The organism is Plantactinospora alkalitolerans (assembly GCF_015690345.1).
Classification (GTDB): domain Bacteria; phylum Actinomycetota; class Actinomycetes; order Mycobacteriales; family Micromonosporaceae; genus Plantactinospora; species Plantactinospora alkalitolerans.
This window is the reverse complement of record NZ_JADPUN010000153.1, coordinates 1-21,093: the sequence shown is the minus strand read 5'-3', so window position 1 is coordinate 21,093 and position 21,093 is coordinate 1. Positions and strand designations below refer to the sequence as shown.

Here is a 21,093-nt window from a genome sequence, read left to right as displayed (position 1 = left end):
CCACCCGTCAGCTCGAAGGGCTGGGGATCAGGGTCTCCTTCTGGCAGGAGGCCCTGATCTCCTCGATCTTCCTGCTGTCCCCCTCGGCGCCTCCGATGTGCAGGGCGGGATCGTCGATCGTCGGGTCCTCGACGGCGATTCCCTGCTTGCGCATACACGCGGCGACCTTGATCAGGGCATCCAGCTCGGACGGAGACGCCGTCTTCTTCATCTCCTGCGGAACGTACTCCGCGCAGGCCTGCCGCGCGGCCTTGAACTTCGGATCACCGGGCCCGCTGTCGACGTCGAAGTGGCCCCGCCCGTCGGAACCCTGCGAATAGGAGGCCTCGACACCGTTGTCCTGCAGGCACTTCACGTACTTGAGGAACTGGGCGTCTTCCTGTTCCTGATCCGTCTTCGGTGTCTCGTTGTCGGCCGCGCTGCAACCGAGCAGGGAGAGCGCCGCGACGGCGACCATCGAGGCTTTCGCCAAGCGTGAAATCTTCATGGGGATCAGACTGCCGACCGAGAGGTTTCCACTCGGTGAGCGTCGACCCGCGCGGGTCAACGGCTTCGAACGGCGCCGGCGCCACCGTCGTCGACGGTGGCGCCGTCCATGGTCCTGGTGGGGGTGCCGGCACCGAACGGGTACCCGTCGATCGCCGCAACCGGTCATCCGCTTGGCGTCGGTGTCACGGCGATGTTCCAGAACGCGGCGTAGCGGCCGCTACGGCGCAGCAGCTCGTCGTGGGCGCCTTCCACCACGATCCGGCCGCGGTCCAGGAAGACGACGCGATCGGCGCGCTGGACGGTCCGGAGGCGGTGCGCCACCATCACCACCGTCCGGCCCGCCGACAGGCGCTCGATACCCTCGTGGACGGCCGCCTCGTTCACCGGGTCCAGCGCGGAGGTCACCTCGTCCAGCAGGACGACCGGCGCGTCCTTCAGCAGCGCCCGGGCGATCGAGACACGCTGCCGCTCGCCACCCGACAGCAGCGCGCCGCCCTCGCCGACGTTCGTCGCCCAGCCGGCGGGCAGCCGCTCGATCACCTCGTCCAGCCGCGCCGCGTTCGCCGCCGCCCGCACCTCGGCCTCGCCGGCGTCGGGACGGCCGAGACGCACGTTCTCCTCGACCGTACCGTCAAAGAGATAGACGTCCTGGAAGGCGATGGCGATCTGTTGCATCAGCACCGAGGTGTTGATCGCACGCACGTCCACGCCGCCCAACCGGACCGCGCCCGCGTCCACGTCGTAGAACCGCGCGATCAGCTGGAGCAGGGTGCTCTTGCCCGCACCCGACGGTCCGACGACGGCGAGCCGCTGGCCCTCGGGTACGGACAGCGACACGTCGTCGATCACCGTACGGCCGGCATGCCGGAACGCGACGGATTCGAACTCCAGGTCATGACCTGCCGGGCGGATGGGTTCGCGGGCCTCCGGCAGCGGCTCGGTGCGCAACACCGCATCGAGTCTGCCCAGTTCGGCGCGCGCCCCGCGGATCTGGCCACCGATGTCGGCCAGCGACAGCAGCGGATCCGCGCAGCGGGCCGCCAACACCAGGATCGTCAGGATCTGCGCCGGGCCGACGTTCCCGCCGAGCGCGAGGTAGGCGCCGAGCACCAGCAGCACGGTGAACATCGTCTGCACCGTCAGCGTCAGGCCCAGGACGCCGGGCAGCGCCGACAGCGTGGAACGGCGGGACGCGCGCTGGAGTTCCTTCAGCGAGTCGTCGAGCAACCCGAAACGTTCGACGGTCCGGCCGCCGGCGCGCAGCACCGGCTGGGCCTGAAGGTACTCGATGACCCGTCCGGTGGCCTCGTTGCCACGCTCGGTGCGCTCGGCGTCGGCGGCGGCCATCGAGCGTCCGGCCCAGGCCTGGATCGCCGCCACGACCGGTACGGCGACCAACGCGGCCAGTCCCAGCTGCCAGTTGAAGGCGAGCATCACGAAAATGATCGTCAACGGAGTGACACAGGCCGAGATGAACGGCGCCAGGAAATGCGCGATCACGCTCATCGCGTCGAGGACGCCCCGGCTGGCCAGGACGGACACCTCCCCGACCCGGCCCCCGCCGTACCAGCCGATGGGCAGCCGGGCCAGGTGGTCGCCCAGCCGGTGGTACATGCCGCGCAGCAGGGTGGTCCCGGCGAGGAAACCGGACAGGTCGCTGGCGTAGCGCAGCACGGCGTAGACCGCGACCGCGGCCCCGAACGCGATCAGCCAGGGCCGGGCATCCGCGGGCGTGCTTCCGAACAGCGCCTGCAGCACCGGAACCAGCAGTGCGTAGGACAGCCCCTCGACCACCGCGGTCGTCGTCATCAGGGCCACGGTGCGGCGTACCGGCGGAGCGTACTCGGGTCCCAGCACGCGCAGCAGCATTCGGATCATCGGACCTCGTCTCCTTGCGGTACGCCACCGTGGGCTCCGGTCCCGTCGGTCATCGCCGATCGGTGGGTTCGCCAGAACGCGGCGAACCGGCCGTCCTGGGCCAGCAGTTCGGCGGGCTTGCCGCGCTCGGCGATCGACCCGTTCTCCAGCATCACGACGGTGTCGGCGTCGGCGATCGTCTCCAGGCGATGGGCGATGACCAGGAGGGTCCGGTCGCCCTCCAGCGTCGCCAGGGCCCGGCGTACCGCCCGCTCGGTCTGCGGGTCGGCGAAGGCGGTCGCCTCGTCGAGCACCAGAACGGGTGCGTCGGCGAGCAGCGCGCGGGCGAGCGAGATCCGCTGCGCCTCCCCGCCCGACAGTTTGACGTCGTCCCCGAGCACCGTGTCGTATCCGCGTGGCAGCTCGAGGATCCGCTCGTGAATGTTCGCCCGCCGGGCCGCGCGAACCACGTCGTCGAGGTCGGCCCGCGGTACCGCGAGCGCGATGTTGTCCGCAACCGAGGCACGCAGCAGGCGAACGTCCTGGAAGACGAAGGAAACCTGCTGGTAGAGTTCCCGGCTGCCCAGCTCGCGCAGGTCGACGCCGCCCAGGGAGACCGAACCGTGGGTCGGGTCGAAGAACCGCGGTAGCAGCTGGACCAGGGTGGACTTCCCGCTGCCCGACGGTCCGACGACCGCGGTGACCGTGCCCGGCTCGAGCACCAGGTCGATCCCGCGCAGCACCTCGTGGTCGGCGACGTAGCCGAACCGGACGTCACGCAGCTCCACCCGGTGGCCCTGTGGTGCGATCGGACGGGCCGGCTCCGGTAGCGACCGCACCGCGAGCACGTCCCGGATCCGGTCGACCGCGCGCCGGGCGGCCTGCATATCGTCGAAGCCATGGCCGAGAGCTTCCACCGGCGCGGTCAAACCCAGCCCCAGCAGCAGGAAGGCCAGCAGGTCGGCCGGCGCCATGCCGCCGTCCTCGATCAGAGCCGCACCACCGACCAGCACGACCAGCAGCACGAACGGCGGCGACAGCACCAGCTGCATCCCCGCCGCGATCCCGGCGAGACCGCGCACCATCCGGTAGAAGCTGGCGACGAAATCCTGCACTGCCGTCCGGAATTCGCGATGGGCACGCTCGCCGCCGCCGAACGCCTTGACCACCGCGATGCCCTGGACGAACTCCACGACCGAACTCGCGATCCGTTCCATGGCCCCGTCGAACTCCTTCTGCTCGCGCAGCCGGGCCGGGGTCATCATCAGCGGGACCAGCGCCACCGCAAGCACCACCGGTATCAGCGTGATCAGCGTGAGCGCCCAGTCGACGGTGAACAGGTAGGCCAGCGATACCAGCGGGACCACGAAGGCGGAGACCAGCTCCCCGGGGGTGTGTGCGATGAACGGGTGCACGGCGCTCACGTCCTGCCCCACGACCTTGGCCAGCTCGCCGGTCCGGCGCCGGGAGACCCAGCCGATCGGCACGCGCCCCAGCCGGGCGGCCAGCCGCCGGCGGAACGACAGTTGCACCTGGTCGTCGAGCAGGTGCCCGAGTCCGGACGACGCGGCCGTGAACAGCAGGCGGACGAGCAGGCCGACCCCGCCCGCGATCACGACGATCCAGACATGGCCGCGGTCGGTCGGACCGGGCGACAGCAGCGCGCGCCCCAGTTCGACCACCGCCAGCAGCGGCGCCAGGCCCGCAACGGCGCCAATGACACGCAGGACGACAACGGCGGCGAAACTCCCCAGATGCGGACGTAGCAGCGCTGCCAGGCTCTGTTCCGCCGCAGAGCCGGCATCCGGTGGCATGGGTATGGACCGCTCCCTCGCCTCGGCGAGATCGGTGCTGGTCATCGCTCTCCCGTCCTGGTGGCCGTGCGCGGCATGGGGCGGAACGCCCGTCACTTCCGGGCCGGAAGCAGATCGCGGTCGTCGGTCTGCTCGGCGGGTGCCGGCGGCCTGGTCCGCCGCAGGACGGTGCGGGCGATGAGGGCGGCGGTGACCAGGAGCGCGGCGCTGAGGGACAGCCCGAGTGCGTATCCGTCGTTGAGGCTCTCGGGCGTCACGGTCTGGCCGGTCCGTTGATGGGCCGCGGTGCCCAGGGCGGCGAGTCCGAGTGAGGCCCCGAGCTGGCGTGAGCTGTTGAGCAGGCCCGAGGCGGTGCCGGTCTCGGAGGGCGCGACGCCGGCGGTGGCGATGGAGACGACCGGTCCGAGGCATAGCCCGAAGCCGACGCTGGCGATGATCGAGGGCCCGAGGACGTCGGTGGCGAAGGCGCCGTCGGGACTGATCAGGCCGAACCAGGCGAACCCGGACGCGGTCAGCAGCCCACCGATGACCAGCAGGGTCCGTGGAGCCACCCGGTAGCCGAGCTTGACCGCCAGCAACGAGCCGACGACCACCCCGAGAGCCATCGGCAGGAACATGATCCCGGTCAGCGCCGGCCCCGTTCCGAGGACCTGTTGCAGGTAGAGGGACATGAAGTAGAAGGACGCGGCCATGGCCGCGCCGATCAGCAGGGTAAAGGCGTTCGCGCCGGCGACCGAGCGGTTGGCGAACAGGCCGAGCCGGATCAGCGGTTCGCGGGTGGTGGTCCGTTCGACGTGGACGAACGCGACCAGCAGCGTGACGGCGACCGCCAGCGTGGCCAGGGTCTCCGGCGAGGCCCACGAGTACTGGTCGGTGCGGACGACGCCGAACACCAGCAGGGTCATGCCCGCCGTGGCCAGGACGGCGCCGACGACGTCCGGACGGCCGCCGTGGACCGGGGCCGGGCCCGCGACCACACCCCGCCGGGCCAGGGCCAGTGCGAAGGCGGCCATCGGAACGTTCACCAGCATCACCCAGCGCCAGCCGGCGTACTGGGTGAGCAGGCCGCCGATCAACACACCGAGCGCCCCTCCGGCGGCGTTGGCCCCGACACCCTGAGCGGCCCGGGCAGCCACCAGATGACCGGGCTCCTGCGCGAACCCGCCGGCAAGCGAGGCGACACCGAACAGACCCAGCCCGAGCAGCAGGACCCGCCTGCGGCCGTACCGGTCGGCGGCCTTCCCGCCCAGCAGAAGCAGACCACCGAAGGTCAACGCGTAGGCATGGATCACCCACGTCAGCCCCACCGCGCCGAACCCGAGACCGGCGGCGATCTGCGGTAGCCCCACGTTCACCACCGAGAGATCCAGCGACACCAGGAACTGCACCACGGCCACCGCGGCCAGCGTGAGCCCCGGCCGGGCGGCCGGCTCGATCACCACGCCTGCGCCCGCCGGCTCCCTGGCCGTCATCGCGCCTCGGTTCGCCGCGCCGCGCTGGCGGCCACGGACCCGCTGGTGCCGGGTTCCGGCGCGAGAAGGGACGGCCAGCGGCTCTCCGGGCCGACGTGGCGCGACCCGTCCTCGAGTCTGATCGTGTCCATGCCGAACATCGTGGTGTCCGGGCCGGTCAGCGGTCATCCTGCCCGGGATGACTCTCCGCTCCGGCGCCTGGGAAGTAGGAACGGCCCGACTACTTCGCGGGGAGTACCGATCTGTTACGACCCGCAGCGGACGATCTCCGGCCCGGCAGGCTCTAATCTGCATGAATGAGGTTCATGGACCGGTTGGGGCCGCTCGCCCAGGACGGCCTGCTCGCCGCCGTGATGGCCGTCCTGCTCACGGTCGTCGTGTCCATAACGCCGGGCGCGGGTGTGCTGGATTTCGCGGCCGTCCTCGCCGGCTCGCTCGCGCTCGTCGCCTGGCGGCGGGCGCCCCTGGTGTCGCTGCTCGTCAGCACGGCGTGCATGCTCGGGGTCGCGGTGCACATCGAGCCGGGACCGTCGGCCGCCTTTCCCGTGATGCTGTCGGTGTTCGGCGCGGTCAGGGCCGGTCATCGGCTGGCCGCGGCGCTGGCGGGCGTGGTCTTCCTGGGCGTCGGCCTGGTGGTGAACCTGACCGGCGTCGACGGCTCCTGGCAGAGTCTCCAGAGCATCGCACTGCTGATCGGCTGGTTCGTGGCGGCCGGTGTGGCGGCGACGGTGACCCGGCACCGCCAGGCGTACCTGGACGAGGCCGAGCAGCGGGCCGCCGAGGCCGAGCGCACCCGCGAGGAGGTGGCCCGGCGCCGCGCGGGCGAGGAGCGGCTGCGCATCGCCAGGGAACTGCACGACTCGCTCACCCACAGCATCTCGATCATCAAGGTCCAGGCCGGGGTGGCCGTCCACGTGGCACGCAGGCTCGGCGAGGACGTGCCTCCCGCGCTGCTGGCCATCCAGGACGCCAGCGGCGACGCCATGCGCGAGCTGCGCGCCACCCTGGAGGTGCTGCGCGGCTCCGACGACTCCGAGGGCTCCGGCGGCTCCGACGGCGGATCCCTGGTCAGCGGCCTCGACCGGCTCGACGACCTGGTGGAGCGGGCCCGCTCGACCGGACTGCCGGCCGCGGTGACGATCTCCGGCAGGCGGCGCGAGCTGCCGGCCGAGGTGGACCGGGCCGCGTACCGGATCGTCCAGGAAGCGCTCACCAACGTCGCCAGGCACGCGGACGGCGCGGCTGCGGCGGTGCGCATCGACTATGCGGACGAGGAGCTGGTCGTGCAGGTCGACGACGACGGCGGGGCCGACCCGGACGCACCGCCCGTACCCGGCACGGGCCTGCTCGGCATGCGCGAGCGCGTCGCGGCCCTCGGCGGCCGACTGCGTGCCGAGCCCCGTCCCGAGGGCGGCTTCACCGTACGCGCCGAGCTTCCTCTCGGAGATGCGTCGTGATCCGTGTGCTCCTCGCGGACGACCAGGCTCTCATTCGTGGCGGCTTCCGGGCCCTGCTGGGGATCGAGGACGACATCGAGGTGGTGGCCGAGGCGGCGAACGGCGAGCAGGGCGTCGCACTCGCCCGGGAGCATCTTCCCGACGTCGCCCTCATCGACATCCAGATGCCGGTGATGGACGGCATCGAGGCGACCCGGCTGATCGCCGCCGACGAGCGGCTGAGCGGTGTCCACGTCGTCATCCTCACCAACTACGGCCTCGACGAGTACGTCTTCAACGCCCTCCGGGCCGGTGCCTGCGGCTTCATGGTCAAGGACACCGAGCCCGCCGACCTGCTACAGGGCGTCCGGGTCGCGGCCCGCGGCGACGCGCTGCTGTCCCCCGCGATCACCCGCCGCCTGATCCGGGAGTACGTCGCCCGTCGCCCCGAACGCGCGCCCGCGGGGCTCGACGTGCTGACCAACCGCGAGCGCGAGGTCACCGCCCTGGTGGCCCGTGGCCTGTCCAACGACGAGATCGCCGCCCACATGGTGATCAGCCCGACCACCGCGAAGACGCACGTCAGCAGGGCGATGACCAAGCTGCATGCCCGGGACCGCGCCCAGCTCGTGGTGTTCGCATACGAATCCGGTCTGGTGACCCCCCGACAGGGATGACCAGCCAGATCGCCCGGAGCACCGCTATCGATGTCGCCCGATGGATGGGTCGACGCCCCGTCCGCTCGACGTCGGCTGGCCGGGTTGACGCGGTCCGGAGACGGTCTGTTGATGCTCGACCGGCGCCTGGGGGAACGACGCCAGCCAGCCGTGCAGGCTGTCTGCGGTCATCGGTTCGCTGAACAGGCTGCCCTGTGCGGCGGAACAGCCGGACAGCGTCACCGCGTCGAGCAGGGTGTGCGTGGCGACCCCTTCCACGACCGTGGTGATGCCCAGGGACCTGGCCAACTCCACTGTCGAGCGCACCACGACGGCATCCTGGGTGCTGTTGAGCATCGGCTCGACGAACGACGGGTCCAGCTTCAGCTCGTCGACCGGCATGTTGCGCAGGCGGGCGAGGGACGGCGCGGAGCGGCCGTAGTGGTCCAGCGAGAGGCGGACGCCGAAGTGGCGGAACTGGCTCAGTGCCGTGGCGGTGCGGCGGGCGTCGATGAGCAGGACCTCCTCGGCGATCTCCAGGGTCAACGCGCCCGGCGGCACGCCGACCTTGTTGATCATCTTTGCCGCGTCGTACGGCAGGTGGGAGTCGAGCACATCGGCCACCGACACGTCCGTGGCCACCCCCAGTTCGTAGCCCTTCCGTCGCCAGGCGGCGCAGGCCTGCAGTGCGGACAGCAGCAGGATCCTGGTGAGTTGACGGGTCAGCCCCACCTGCGCCGCCAGTCGTTGCAGCGGAGCGGGTTCGACCCAGCCGTGCGTCGGATGGCGCCAGCGGAGCAGGGCTTCCAGGGCCACCGGCCGGCGTGTCGTCAGGTCGATCTTCGGCTGGTAGTACACGAACAACTGCCCGTTCTCCGCAGCCCGCAACAGGTCCGGCAAGAGGTGCGAGTGCAGGTCACCGCGAAGGCTCGGATCGTAGATCTCGACCTCCGAGCAGTTCGCCTTCGCCGCGTGCAGGGCGTCGGCGGCGCAGTGGATCAGCTCGGCGGACGTGGTCGCGTGTACCGGTGCGATGGCCACGCCGGCGCTCAGCTCGATCTGTACGGGTATCGGACCGGCGACGACCGGGCGCCCCAGGCTGCGCAGTAGGTTCTCGGTGTCCCTGGCGACGCTCTCGGCCGTGCCCGTGGTGACGGTCCGCAGGATGGCTATCTCGGCGCCGCCGAGGCGGACCGCGACCGCCTCGGTCGGCAGGGCCGCACGCAGCCGGGAGCCCACGGCGTTGAGGATCATGTCGCCGGCCGTGTAGCCGAGGATCCGGTTCATCTCCCGTAGGTGGTCGACACTCACGATGGTGAGCGGCAACGCCGCGCCCGACGGAAGGCTGCTGAGCATGCCGGGTAGCGCGGAGTCGAGCACCCGCCGGTTGCCCAACCCGCTCAACTCGTCGGTTGTCGCTTCGACGCGGGTACGCGTCAACTCCCGGGTCTGCTCGAAGGTGAGGGCGGTTCGGGCGCCGGCGGCGACGAGGCAGGCGCTGGCCATGATGATCGAGATCGGGTGCAGTGGGACGAACGTGCCGACGATGAGTACCACGAGCGCGCAGAGCGAGAACAGGATCGGGACCAGCAGCGCGGCGAAGCCCCGCACCTCGTCGGCGGGCCGGCGACGGAACAGCGAACCGGCCAGCGCCATCAGGGTCAGGCCGATCATCCACGTGCCGTCGATCCAGGTGCCGTCGTCGTACGTGTCGTTGGCGAGGCCGAGCAGGTACGCCGTGTCGGCGACGGCGAAGGCGGCCGCGCCCAGTCCGAGCAGCCACCACACCGGGTCGGTACGCCACCGCACCATGGCCAGTGCCGCAACCGCGACGACCATGAGCACCAGATCTCCGATTGGATAGGAGAGATTGGTGATCGTCTCCGCCAACGCCTTACCGGCGTCGGCGGACAGCACGTCGGTCAGCATGACGGCGGAGAACACGGCACCGGCCGCCAGCGAGGTGACCACCCCGTCGAGCCACACCGAAGCGGGCAGGCGGCGCACCGTGCCACGGGCCAGCACGATGAACCCGACATATGCCAGCGGGTACAGCCCGACGTAGAACACGTCCGCCAACGACGGAACCGGAATCTCGCTGGCCGCGACCGAGGAGAAACTGGCCGACCAGTAGATGTCGCCGATCGACCAGGAGGCGACCCCCGCCCCGGCACAGGCCCACGCGAGGCGGTTGCGCCGGACCAGAACCGGTCGGGCGAGCGCCAGCAGTGACGTGGCGACCAGCGCTCCGGAGTAGAACCAGGTGTCCAGGAAGGCGGGCCGTTGATCACCGAACGGGATCAGCGTGGTGAGCGCGTACGCGACGCCCAGGCTCACGACCAGAACCTTGACGGCCCGGTAGACGGGCGAGCCGAGCACCCACAGGTCGGTGTCCAGCGCCGGCTCGGCTGCGCGGGATGTGCTCACTGGCTGTCCTCGTTTTCCCGTGTACGTGCGAAGGTCGACCGGCGGCGCGAGTTCTGCAGCTCATCGCCCATCGGAAGTGCGGCTGTCTGTCGGGATCGAGGCTCTCCACGAGGCCGCCGACGCCGCCGACGTCGAGCCGCCTTCCCGGTGCCGACGACATCCCGGCGGAGGCCGGCGAATCCACTTGAGGCACCCGCGAACTTCGGCGGAAGGCGTCGGCAGCGCCATCGCCAACATCTGTGGCGCCATTATTCGCTCCGCCCGACAGCTCTGGTCGCCATGGCTCTGCTCGTCCCGTTTGAGCACCAACTCGAATTCGCGGAATACTCACTCGAGGTGCGGGCTCTGCGCCCTGTGTCGTGCCGGGACGTAAGTTATCACGCGTGGTGGGTGTCTACAATATAACGTCGGCCGCTACTGACCGTAGTGAACATTCGCCGCCCGGCGGTGCCCCCACATATGATCATGCGGATCGTTGCCGTGTTTCGGATTGACGGGTATAGCACCCGGGCGAGGCCGGTGCCGGCGCCTCGTTCCGCGCCTTGCACGGGTAATCGAGGCATCGGATCTTGAAACTGTCCGTACCCGGATTCCGGTCGGGTGTCCGCGGGTACACACCTCGAATGCCCGCGCCGATCGCCGGTCGGGGCGACGACCGGTGCCGGATCCCCCGGCAGCACGTACGGAACTCTTCGCGATGCTCCGGGTGCTGGCGACGAGTACCCGAAGCGAGGACATCGAGATCCTCGCCCCACCACTGACCGAGGACCACTGGCGGCCCGACGCATGTCCCTGCCGGGATTCGCACGTTAACAGCGCGTTCACCCCAGCCTCGTTACGGTCCCTCCATGAAAAGGCAGCTCACCGTTCTCACCGCCGCATTGATCTTGTTATCGGGTTGCACGGAGGACGATCCCGAAGATGCGACGGGAGCGACGAGTGCACCGGCGTCGACGTCCTGTCCCCGCGAATTGGACACGTCGCTCAGCGCTTGGGCGGTTGCCGGCTTCAGCGGGTCGATCGCGGTCTCGACCGGTGGCGCGACGGACTGTCTGGCCGCGTACGGCTCCGCCGACGACAGAACACCGAACAGCATTGACACGACGTTCAGTATCGGTTCGATCACCAAGGCATTCACCGCGGCCACCGTCTACCATCTGGCCGACGACGGCAAGTTGAAGCTGGACGACATGGCCGGCGACCTGTTGCCGGAGCTGAAGGGACCCGTTCGTGCGGCGACGGTTCACCAGTTGCTGCTCCACACCAGTGGGCTCAAGGGAACCCACGGCAACGACACGCAGCCGATGAGCGAAAAAGAGGCGCTGAAGGCCATCGGCAAGCTCGAACTGGCCGCACAACCAGGTAAGAAGTACCTGTACTCGAACGCGGGCTACACGCTGCTGGCCCTTATCGTCGAGAGGGTTTCCGGATCGGGCTACCGTGACTATCTCAAGTCGGAGATCCTGCCGCTGCCCGACGGTCGCACGGCCGGCGGCTTCTGGAACGGACAACCGGCCGCGCCCGGTCCGCGGGCGGTCGGCTACCGGGACGACGGCACCGCCGACGACGCCGGCGAGTTCTCCGGCCCGTACTGGGCGGTCGAAGGCAACGGCGGCCTGGCCATGACGACAGCCGAACTGGCGACGTGGACGCACGCGCTGTTCACTGGCAAGATCGTGTCCGCCGCCTCGACCAGGGCGATCGCCACGCCGGGCCGTGACATCGGGGAGGGTCGCAGCGAGGCGCCGGGCTGGGTCGCGTACGACACGTCGCTGTACGGCGAGCCGCTCCTGGCGACGGCCGGCGGTGGCGGCGACATCGGGCACAACGCGGTGGTCGTCTGGCTCCCCCGGCGACAGCGGGTCATCGCGATGGCCTCGAACAAGCCGAAGATCTCCGCGGAGGAGCTGTTGCAGGCGGTCGGACCGGCGATGGTTGCGGGCAAGCCGCTGCCGGTGCCGAGGGCGCAGGCGAGCAAGGCGGACCTGGACGCCGTGGTCGGCACGTACCAGCTCGGTGCCGGAGGATCGCTCACGGCGACCGTTCGCGACGACCGGCTGGCCATCACCGCCGTGGGTGCGGACGCGGTCGCCGCGATCTTCCCGCCGCCCGCCGGCGTTCCGGGCAGCCAGCTTCGCGCACACGAGGAGATGGTGGGCAAGCTGTTGGCCGGCGAGACCCAGGAGGGCCGCAAGGAACGCGCGGCCTTCGAGAAGCAGATCGGGCCGATGGGCAAGGTAACCTTCCTCGGATCGATCGCGCATGGCGGCGAGATCCGGACGTACGTCTCGGTGCTCTCCAGCGGCAAACCGGTCCTCGGATGGTTCGCGTTGAACGAGGAGGGTGGTGTGGAGGCCGCCGAGGTGCCGACCAAGGAGCATCCGACCCTGCAGTTCCTGCCGTCCGGTGACAACCGCTACCACCCGGACGATCCGACCGGGGTACGCCCCGACGTGAGTGTCGGGTTCGCGAAGGATCGCATGACCGTGAACGGCCCGAACGGTGCCACGACCTCCGCGCAGCGGGTCGGCTGAGGTGGCGACGTGCGGATCCTCGTGGTTGAAGACGACGCGGAGCTGGCGGAGATTCTCGCCATCGGGCTCCGCAACGAGTCCTACGCCACCGACCTGGCGGCCACCGGCGCCGACGCGGAGGAGCTCCTCCGGATCACCTCGTACGATGTGATGTGTCTCGACCTCGGTCTGCCCGACGGTGACGGGCTCGAGCTGGTCCGTCGATGTGGCACGGATCCCGACCTCAACCGGCCGCGAAGGCTGATCGTGCTGACGGCCCGCGACGCGGTCGCCGATCGGGTGGCGGGGCTCGACGCCGGTGCGGACGACTATCTGGTCAAGCCGTTCCACTTCGGTGAGCTGACCGCCCGGATCCGGGCATTGGCCCGCCGCGGGGTCGAACAGGGGACCACGTTGCGGGTGGGTGGCCTGACGCTCGACCCGTCGACGCACCAGGCGTGGCGGGCGGGTGTCCTCCTCGCCCTGACGCCACGCGAGTACTCGCTCCTTCGTTACTTCATGCTCCATCCTGGCGCGGTGCTGTCGACGGAGGATCTCCTGGAGCACGTCTGGGACGCGAACGCGAACCCGTTCACGGCGTCGGTGCGGGTCATCCTCAGCCGCCTGCGTCGCAAGCTCGGCGCGCCGCCGCCGATCGTCACCATTCCGAACGTCGGCTACCAGCTTCGGGCGGAGTCGTGAGGGACCGGTGGCGATCGTTGCGGGTTCGCCTCGCGGCACTCGGGTTCGTCGCGATCTACGTGCCCGTGCTCCTGCTGTTCGGGGTCGTCCTGGCGACCGACACGGAGATCACCAGCAGCGTCGAGAACGGTCAGCCGCCGGCGGTGGTGTCGGACGTCAACCTGTCAGGCTGGCCGCTCGGCACCTTGATCGCGCTCGCCCCGGTGGCCGCCGCGGTGGCGTGGTGGTGGGCAGGACGAGCGGTACGCCCCCTGCACCGGGTACGTGCGGTGGCGGAGGACATCGAGGCCACGGATCTCGGCCGCCGCATCGGGCTGGACCACGGGCCGAGCGAGGTGACCGCCCTGGCTGCCAGCTTCGACGCCATGCTCGATCGGCTGCAGGTCGCCGCGGAGACCCAGCGCCGGCTCATCGAGGAGACGAGCCATGAGTTGCGCCTTCCGCTGTCGGTGCTGATGACGAACGCGGAGGTCGTACTCGCCCATCCGGCGCCCACCGAGGAGATTTACCGGCAGGGCCTGGAACGGTCCCGTGCCGCCGCCGACCGCCTCCAGCGCACCATCGAGGAACTGCTCGTCGACGCGCGGGGCCGGGCCCGGACCATCACCCGGTCGCCGACCGACCTCGCGGCCGCCGTACGCGATGTGGTCGCGGACGCCCGGTTGCTCGCCGCCGCGAGACGCGTCCACATCGTCGTCTCGGCGCCGGACACGGTCGTGTGCCGGGTGGACGAATCCACGGTCAGGCGCGCCGTCTCGAACCTCTTGGACAATGCCGTTCGCCATGCGCCACCGGGATCGGCGGTGGACGTCCGCATCGAGCGGGCGGCGCCGATGGTGTCGGTCGTCGTGGCCGATCACGGGACCGGCGTCCCGCCGGAGCAGCAACGGCGGATCTTCGAGCGCTTCTGGCGTGGGGATGCCCGGCCCGGCCACGGGCTCGGCCTGCCTATCGTGAGCCAGATCGCCCAGGCCCACGGCGGAGGCATCACGGTCACCTCGCCCGGGCCGGCCGGGGACGGTGCGGTGTTCCGCCTGACCCTGAGGTCGTGACCCGCGCTCGCCGACAACGCACATCGCACCTTCGCCGGCGCCGGATACCAAGGACGCGGTGCAGCTACCCTAAAGGCGGATATAAGCCGGCAGAACGGGCGGATGATGAATGGTGCGGAGCGTGGACCGCTGTGGGGCCGCGAGGGTGAGCTGCTCCTCGACCTGGTGTACGTCTTCGCGCTCACGCGCTTCTCGCAGCGGCTCATCGAGGACTTCACCCTGGACCGTCGGATCCTCCTGCCCGAGGTCAGTCAGACGGCACTGCTGCTGCTGGCCCTGTGGCTGGTCTGGGTCCGAACGGCGTGGGTGACGAGTAGGCATGACGCGGGACGACCGGCGGTCCAACTGGTCACCGTCTGGGTCATGTTCGGCAGCATGATCATGGCGGTCACCCTGCCCCACGCGTTCGGCGCCCGAGGCCTGACGTTCGCGGTCACCTACGTCGTCATCCAATTCGGCCGCTCCCTCCTCCTTCTGCTGTTCGCTCCGAGCCGTGAGCAGCACAGTCCCGTTCGGTCACTCTGTTGGGCCGCGGCATCCGCCGTACCCTGGATCGCCGGCGCGGCACTCTTTCCGCAGAGCCCTGAACGAGGATGGCTGTGGGCGTTGGCATTGGCGATCGACTACACAGGACTCCTGCTCGGCTGGCCGATACCCGGCCTTGGCCGCTCCCGTATCGCCGAGTGGCGAATCGCGGGCGAGCACCTCGCCGAGCGCTACCAGCAGTTCATCATCATCACCATCGGTGAGACGATCCTGCTCACGGGCCTGACGTTCGCCAACAGGTTCGAGCCCGACCAGGTGGTTCCGACCACGGTGTCCTTTGCCACCGCCGTGCTGATGTGGCGAATCTACTTCCACCGCGCGGGGACCTTACTGCCCGCCGCCATCGAAGTCGCCCCCCGCCCGGCCCGCCGTGGCCAGTCCGAGATCTACACCCACCTGGTCATGGTGACCGGCATTCTCACCACCGGCGTCGGCCACGCACTCGTCATCGACAACCCGACCGGCCACGAGGATCCCAGATGGCTGGGGGTCATCCTCGGCGGACCGGCGCTGTTCCTGGCCGGGCGGGCCCGTCTCGAGTACGACGTGTTCGCCCGGGTGTCCCCATCCCGAGTGACCGGAATTCTCGTGCTGGCCGCCGTGGTACCGGTGATGATCCAGCTGCCGTCCAGGATCGCCGCCAGCACCGCGACCGTCGTCCTGGCCGGCATTACGATCTGGGACGCGATACGCGAGTGGAAACACCCACACGAGAAGCCCTCGCCGCCCGACTAGGTCGTGAGCCGGTCGTCCACCTGAACCGGGGACGTGTCATCATCTATGCCGACAAGCGGAGTGACGGTTCCGATCGGACTTCCCGGATGCCTGGAGATGATGCAGGGACAACGCCCGCCGCTCGATCTCGAGTGCCACCCGACCGTCGCGCCGTCCACCCCGCCCGGCCGATTCGACGTGCTGCGGCGGCACCGACGGTGGCTGTTCGCGCTCGTCGTGGTCGCGTTCCTGGTCCAGATGGCGGTCGCGATGCTGACCACCGCCGTGCAGCAGACCCCGACCATCGACGAGCCCGTGTACGTGGGCACGGCAATGGTCTACCTGCGGGAGCACAGCCTGCGGTACAACCCCGAACATCCGCCACTGGGAAAGCTGATCATCGGGGCCGGTCTGGTCTTCAGCGACGCACGCCTCGATCCGGCCTTCACCGGTAACCAGGGGCAGGTCGGGCGGCATCTGCTCTACGAATCCGGTAACGACCCCCAGCGGCTGATGCTGCTGGCACGGCTGCCGATGATCCTGCTGACGCTGCTGTTCGGTCTGGTCGTCTACCTGTTCGCCACTGACCTCGTCGGCCGGGTGGGCGGGTTGGTGGCGCTCGCCCTGTACGCGTTCTCGCCCGACATCATCGCGCACGGGTCGCTGGCCACGCTCGACGTCCCCACGTCCGGGTTCCTGCTGACGTCGATCTGGCTGTTGTGGCGTGCCCGACGGCGACCGCTGCGCTACCTCCCACTTGCCGGCATGGCGATGGGCGCGGCCATGGCCACGAGGATGAGCGCGCTGGCGGTGGTACCGATGCTACTGCTGCTGGTCGTTCTGTCCGTCTGGTACGCCGGCCGCGGGACGGACCTCGACAGACGCGGAAGGACCCGGCTTCTCGCGCTCGGCGCGGCGGCGGCGGTCGGCGTCGCCATGGTCGCGGTCGTCGTCGTGTGGGCCACGTATCTCGCCGTCGATCCCCGGCTGGGCTGGGTGACGCCGGACAACATGCGGCCCCTGCAGGGGCTGCGCGGACTCGCCTTCGAGTGGCTGCCGTTCCCGGAGCCGTACCGGGACGGGATGCGCATCCAGGTCCGTTTCGAGCGGAGGACATTCCACGGCTTCCTGTTCGGCCGGCACTACCGAGGCTCGCTGTGGTACTACCTGCCGGTCGCGATGCTGGTGAAGACGCCGCTCGGCGCCCTCGCGCTGTGGCTCGCCGGCAGCGTGGCGATGCTGACGGTGAAGCGGCTGCGGCCCGCGGTGCCGTATGTGCTCATCCCCACGGGCGTCCTGCTGGCCGCAGCCGTGACCGGGGCCCGCGACTTCGGCACCCGGTACGCGATCTTCATGCCGATGTTCCTCGCCGTCGCGGCCGCGGCCGTCGTCGTTGTCCGCTGGCGGTGGACAGCGGCCGGAACCGTCGCACTGGTCCTGTTCGTCGCGATCTCGTCGCTGCGCACGTACCCCTACTACCTGCCGTACTCGAACGAGGCGTTCGGCGGGCCGGCAAAGACCCACCTGCACCTGCACGACTCGAACGTCGACTGGGGTCAGGACCTGGGGCGGCTGGCCGACCGCCTCCGGCAGCGGTACCCGGGCGAGAAGGTCTGGCTCGTCTACAAGGGCGGCGGCATACCTTCCCACTACGGGATCGTCGCCAGCAACCCGCTCAAGGTACCGCCGGGTGAGGTCCACGGGTTGCTCGTCGTGTCCAACAGTCGGGCCGCCAGGCTGGACCGCCCACTGGTGACGCTGATCGACGGCAGCAGGCCCATCGACGAGGTCGGTCACTCGATCACGATCTACCGACGGCCGTGACGCGGGCCGCGGCGGCGCGGCGGTCACACCGTCCCGGCCCGATCCCGCCGGCCGGCCAAGAACCCGGAGCGAGGGCCCTTGGCCTCGGTGGCCCAGGCCGGGCCCGCTCAGCCGGTGCGGCTATCCACCGGCCACCCGCCGCTCTTCCTGGGCTGCGGCGAGGATGAGGTAGCTGCTGGCGGTCCAGGTGTACGCGCGGTCCCTGAGCCCGGCGCCGGTCTCGGCGTCGAAGTTCTCCGCGAACCCGGACTTCTCACACAGCGCGAGGAATCGTCGACTGATCTCGTCAGCGATCCTGGTCTGCCCGGCCCGCCGCAGACCGTCCTCGACCAGGACGGTGGAGGGTGCCCAGATCGGGCCACGCCAGTAGCCGTCGGCAACGTAATGGGTCGAGTCCGTCGGCTCGGTGGCCAGCCCGTGCGTGGTCAGGTGGGTTTCGACGCCCCGGGCCAGTGCGGTGGCGACCGGCGCGGGCAGGTCGGCCCCGAGTGCGACGGGCATCAGGCCGAGCAGGCTGCGGCTCGCCCGCCGTTGCCCGGTGTGGGGGCTGCGGGTGGTGAAGCGTTCGCCGTCCCACAGGTCCCGGAACATGGCCGCGCGGATCCGGTCGGCCTCCCGGGACCACCGGTCGGCCGGCTCGCCCAGTTCGGCGGCGAGGTCGGCCAGGCAGCGAAGCTGCGAGACCAGGAACGCGGCGAGGTCGGCCGTCTGGAGGACCCGGTCGTCGTCGAAGGTCGTCGCGTTGTCCCAGCCGCTGTCGTTGCCGTGCTGGTAGTGGGGCAGGTCGACGCCGGGGGCTCGGCGCGCGTCGAGCCAGAACCCGGTCCAGCGGACCAGCCGGTCGTACGTCTGCGCCAGCGCCGCCCGGCTCGGCGGCTGGGAGAGACGTCGGCGCAGGTGTCGCAGGGCCCAGCCGTGGATGGGGGGCTTGACGTAGTTGTGCAGGACCTCGGAGTGAGCGATCGAGTCGGGCAGGGCGCCGGCCCCGTCCTGGTGGTCGAACGGCAGTTGGAACTGGTGCCAGGCCAGCTCCGGCTCGCCGGCCGCCAGAGCGATCGCGTTGAAGCAGTGGTCCCAGCTCCACACCTTGTCCATCCAGTGCTTGGACATCAGGACGGCGGGCCGGGTGACGAAGCCGGCCGGGGCGACGGTGGCTGACCACAGTACGTACGCGGCCAGCTCGGCGGCCGGGGTGTCCGCCCCGCGCCACGGTGCGACCGCGTCGACGAACGCGGTGAACTCGGCGATCCGGTCGCGGCACAACTGGTCGAAGGTGACGGATCCGGCGTACGGGCGGCGGGCTGTGGCGTACTCCTCGATCGCGATCTCCCAGGGTTGGTCGCCGCCGAGTTCCAGGAACCGGTCGGCGGCGCCGAGGGCCTCCACGCCGTCGGCCCGCTGGAGGGCGCCGGTGAGCACCGTGATCCGGTAGCGGCGACCGGTCTCGTACGAGGTGAACACGTGTGACCCGTCGACCGGATCGCGGTACAGGTAGGTGCCGCTGAACGGGGTGAGGGTGCTCGCCGCTGCGGCCACCCGAAGGCCGAGCCGTCGCCCCCGGATCCGCAGGGTGTCCGTCCCGTCGTAGACGGCCTCGATCCGGTCAACGCCGTCGCGCCAGGTCAGCAGCGCGGGCGTGGCGACGACCGTGGTGCCGTCGACCGCCGGGGCGAGGCGCAGTACCGGATGCAGCCCGGTCTGGTGGGAGACCAGGTGCAGGTCGTCGGCGTACGTCTTCTCGGCTATCACCGGGGAGATGTTGAACCAGGATCCGCGGTAGCTGAACGGGATGTCCTGGACGGGGAATTCCGGACCGGACGGGGCGACGGTCATGGGTGGCGGGTGCCTTTCTGTGGTGCGGGTGGTCAGTCCTTGACGGCACCGGCGGTCACGCCCATCGAGACGTACCGCTGAGCCAGGACCAGCAGCACGGCGGCCGGGATGGAGGCGACGACAGCGGTGGCCATGATGGCGTTCCACTGCTGGTTGTTGTTGCCGATGTAGTGGTAGATGCCGAGGGTGATCGGCTGGTGGTCGGCGCCGCCGGCCAGGGTCGAGGCGAAGATGAAGTCCGACCAGGACCACAGGAACGCGAAGAGCGACACCGTGATGATCGAGTTGCGGCTGACCGGCAGCACGACCGACCAGAAGGTCCGCAGCCGGCCGGCGCCGTCGACCACGGCAGCCTGGAGAAGCTCGTCGGGGATTCCGGACATGAAGGCCGTGAAGATCAACACGCCGAACGGCGCCGCCAGTGTCGAGTCCGCCAGGATCAGGCCGGGCAGCGTGTTGAGGACACCGAGATTGAGATAGATGGAGTAGAAGCCCATCGCCATGATGACTCCGGGGATCATCTGCGCGATCAGCAGCACGAAGCTCAGCGCCGGGCCGCCGGGGGGCCGGAGCTTCGCCAGCGCGTATCCGGCGGGGGCGGCCAGCGCCACGGTCAGCGCCACCGTGCCGAGGCCGACCAGGAGGCTGGTGCCGAGGTACGGCAGTTGTTGGTCGAGCACCGCCCGGTAGCCGTCCAACGTGCCGTTGGTCGGAACCAGGTGCGGAGGGCTGGCCCGCATGTCCTGGTCCCGGGTGAACGACACGTTGATCATCCAGTAGACCGGGAAGAGCATCAGCCCGGTCAGCACCAGGCCGATGCCGGTCTTCCACCAGGTCCGAGGCTTTGGTCTGGTCATCGCAGCTGTTGCCTCCGCTCGATCCGGATGTAGACGAGCCCGGCGATCAGGGCCATCACGATGAGCAGGTTGCCGACGGCCGCACCCGGCCCGAACTCGGGCAGCAGATTGCCGAAGCCGAGTCGGTACGACCAGGTGGCGAGTGTGGCCGAGGAGTCGGTCGGGCCACCCCTGGTCATGATCCAGATGATGTCGAAGACCTTCAGCGTGTAGATCAGCCCCAGCAGCAGCGTGATCGCGGAGACGGGACGCAGCAGCGGAAAGGTGATCGACCAGAACCGCTGCCATCCGGTCGCACCGTCGAGCGCGGACGCCTCGTACATCTCGGCCGGGATGGCCTGCAGGCCGCTGTACAGCACCACCAGGTTGAACGGAATGCCGATCCAGACGTTCGCGATGATCACCGAGGTGAGCGACCAGCCCGGCGAGGTGAGCCAGTTGACCTGACCGATGCCGACGGAGCCGAGCGCCGCGTTGACCAGCCCCGAGTCGCTGTTGAGCAGCCACGACCAGGTCGACGCCGAGACGATCAGCGGCAGCAGCCACGGAACGAGGATCAACGCCCGCAGCGTGCGCGACAGCGGGAAGTGCTGGTGGAAGAAGAGCGCCAGGGCCATCCCGATGGTGAACTGGAACGCGAGCGACACGGCGGTGAAGACCAGGGTGTGTACCAGCGTCGATCCGAAGGCCTGGTCGGTCAGGACCGTCCGGTAGTTGTCGAGGCCGGCGAAGGGCGCGCCGCCCTGCACGAAGGAGCGGACCGTGTACTCGCGCAGGCTCAGCTCGACGTTGCGGTAGAGCGGGTAGGCGTAGAACGCCAGCAGGTAGACGGTCACGGGTGCCAGGAAGCCCCACGCCAGCCATCGGTCGGGTCGGCGGGCGCGGGACGGGGAGGGCCCGG

Annotated in this window: 16 protein-coding genes; 7 read left to right on the top strand and 9 right to left on the bottom strand. The window is 70.0% G+C overall.

The window, feature by feature from the left end:
• Positions 1-7: 7 nt before the first annotated feature.
• The 5 genes from I0C86_RS15660 to I0C86_RS44470 all read right to left on the bottom strand — a co-directional run bounded on the left by I0C86_RS15660 (position 8) and on the right by I0C86_RS44470 (position 5,763).
• Complete coding sequence (locus tag I0C86_RS15660) at positions 8-487, bottom strand: hypothetical protein (RefSeq protein ID WP_196201960.1); 480 nt, start codon at positions 485-487, stop codon at positions 8-10.
• A gap of 164 nt (positions 488-651) precedes the next feature.
• Positions 652-2,367 (bottom strand): ABC transporter ATP-binding protein, encoded by a 1,716-nt coding sequence (locus tag I0C86_RS15655; protein WP_196201959.1) that lies wholly within the window; start codon positions 2,365-2,367, stop codon positions 652-654.
• The gene (locus I0C86_RS15650) at positions 2,364-4,205 is read right to left on the bottom strand and encodes an ABC transporter ATP-binding protein (protein ID WP_196201958.1); all 1,842 of its coding nucleotides are present in this window, start codon (positions 4,203-4,205) and stop codon (positions 2,364-2,366) included. Before I0C86_RS15650 ends, I0C86_RS15655 begins: the two co-directional genes overlap by 4 nt.
• A gap of 47 nt (positions 4,206-4,252) precedes the next feature.
• Positions 4,253-5,632 (bottom strand): MFS transporter, encoded by a 1,380-nt coding sequence (locus I0C86_RS15645; RefSeq protein ID WP_196201957.1) that lies wholly within the window; start codon positions 5,630-5,632, stop codon positions 4,253-4,255.
• Positions 5,629-5,763 carry a hypothetical protein gene (locus tag I0C86_RS44470; protein ID WP_255527741.1) on the bottom strand — a complete coding sequence of 45 codons (135 nt, stop codon included), beginning with the start codon at positions 5,761-5,763 and terminating at the stop codon, positions 5,629-5,631. The genes I0C86_RS15645 and I0C86_RS44470 overlap by 4 nt, the downstream gene beginning before the upstream one ends.
• A gap of 165 nt (positions 5,764-5,928) precedes the next feature.
• Between I0C86_RS44470 and I0C86_RS15640 the strand changes: the two genes are divergently transcribed.
• Together I0C86_RS15640 and I0C86_RS15635 are read left to right on the top strand one after the other, a co-directional pair.
• Complete coding sequence (locus I0C86_RS15640) at positions 5,929-7,089, top strand: sensor histidine kinase (protein ID WP_196201956.1); 1,161 nt, start codon at positions 5,929-5,931, stop codon at positions 7,087-7,089.
• Positions 7,086-7,745 carry a response regulator gene (locus I0C86_RS15635; protein ID WP_196201955.1) on the top strand — a complete coding sequence of 220 codons (660 nt, stop codon included), beginning with the start codon at positions 7,086-7,088 and terminating at the stop codon, positions 7,743-7,745. Before I0C86_RS15640 ends, I0C86_RS15635 begins: the two co-directional genes overlap by 4 nt.
• A 24-nt stretch (positions 7,746-7,769) precedes the next feature.
• Here the strand turns inward: I0C86_RS15635 and I0C86_RS45050 are convergent, their stop codons facing one another.
• Entirely contained in the window at positions 7,770-10,151 is a 2,382-nt protein-coding gene (locus I0C86_RS45050) for an EAL domain-containing protein (protein ID WP_196201954.1), read from the bottom strand.
• Between the two features lie 971 nt (positions 10,152-11,122).
• Between I0C86_RS45050 and I0C86_RS15625 the strand changes: the two genes are divergently transcribed.
• From I0C86_RS15625 to I0C86_RS15605, 5 genes are all read left to right on the top strand, one after another.
• Positions 11,123-12,685: a serine hydrolase domain-containing protein gene (locus I0C86_RS15625; protein ID WP_196201953.1), complete on the top strand. Its 1,563-nt coding sequence runs from the start codon at positions 11,123-11,125 to the stop codon at positions 12,683-12,685.
• 9 nt (positions 12,686-12,694) lie between these two features.
• On the top strand, positions 12,695-13,366 hold the full coding sequence (locus I0C86_RS45045; protein WP_196201952.1) for a response regulator transcription factor: 672 nt from the start codon (positions 12,695-12,697) through the stop codon (positions 13,364-13,366).
• Positions 13,367-13,383: 17 nt separating this feature from the next.
• A complete protein-coding gene (locus I0C86_RS15615) occupies positions 13,384-14,418 on the top strand; it encodes a HAMP domain-containing sensor histidine kinase (protein WP_196201951.1) in 1,035 nt (344 codons plus the stop codon).
• 102 nt (positions 14,419-14,520) lie between these two features.
• Entirely contained in the window at positions 14,521-15,699 is a 1,179-nt protein-coding gene (locus I0C86_RS15610; protein WP_196201950.1) for a low temperature requirement protein A, read from the top strand.
• Positions 15,700-15,795: 96 nt separating this feature from the next.
• Positions 15,796-17,502, top strand: coding sequence for an ArnT family glycosyltransferase (locus tag I0C86_RS15605; protein ID WP_196201949.1), 1,707 nt, complete (start codon positions 15,796-15,798; stop codon positions 17,500-17,502).
• 120 nt (positions 17,503-17,622) lie between these two features.
• On the opposite strand, the gene I0C86_RS15600 is transcribed toward I0C86_RS15605, so the two are convergent.
• The 3 genes from I0C86_RS15600 to I0C86_RS15590 form a co-directional block, all read right to left on the bottom strand.
• Positions 17,623-19,335 carry an amylo-alpha-1,6-glucosidase gene (locus tag I0C86_RS15600; protein WP_196201948.1) on the bottom strand — a complete coding sequence of 571 codons (1,713 nt, stop codon included), beginning with the start codon at positions 19,333-19,335 and terminating at the stop codon, positions 17,623-17,625.
• Positions 19,336-19,367: 32 nt separating this feature from the next.
• Positions 19,368-20,192 (bottom strand): carbohydrate ABC transporter permease, encoded by an 825-nt coding sequence (locus I0C86_RS15595; RefSeq protein ID WP_196201947.1) that lies wholly within the window; start codon positions 20,190-20,192, stop codon positions 19,368-19,370.
• The coding region (locus I0C86_RS15590) for a carbohydrate ABC transporter permease (RefSeq protein WP_407676311.1) at positions 20,189-21,093 on the bottom strand (905 nt) is incomplete at its 5' end. The genes I0C86_RS15590 and I0C86_RS15595, both read right to left, overlap by 4 nt.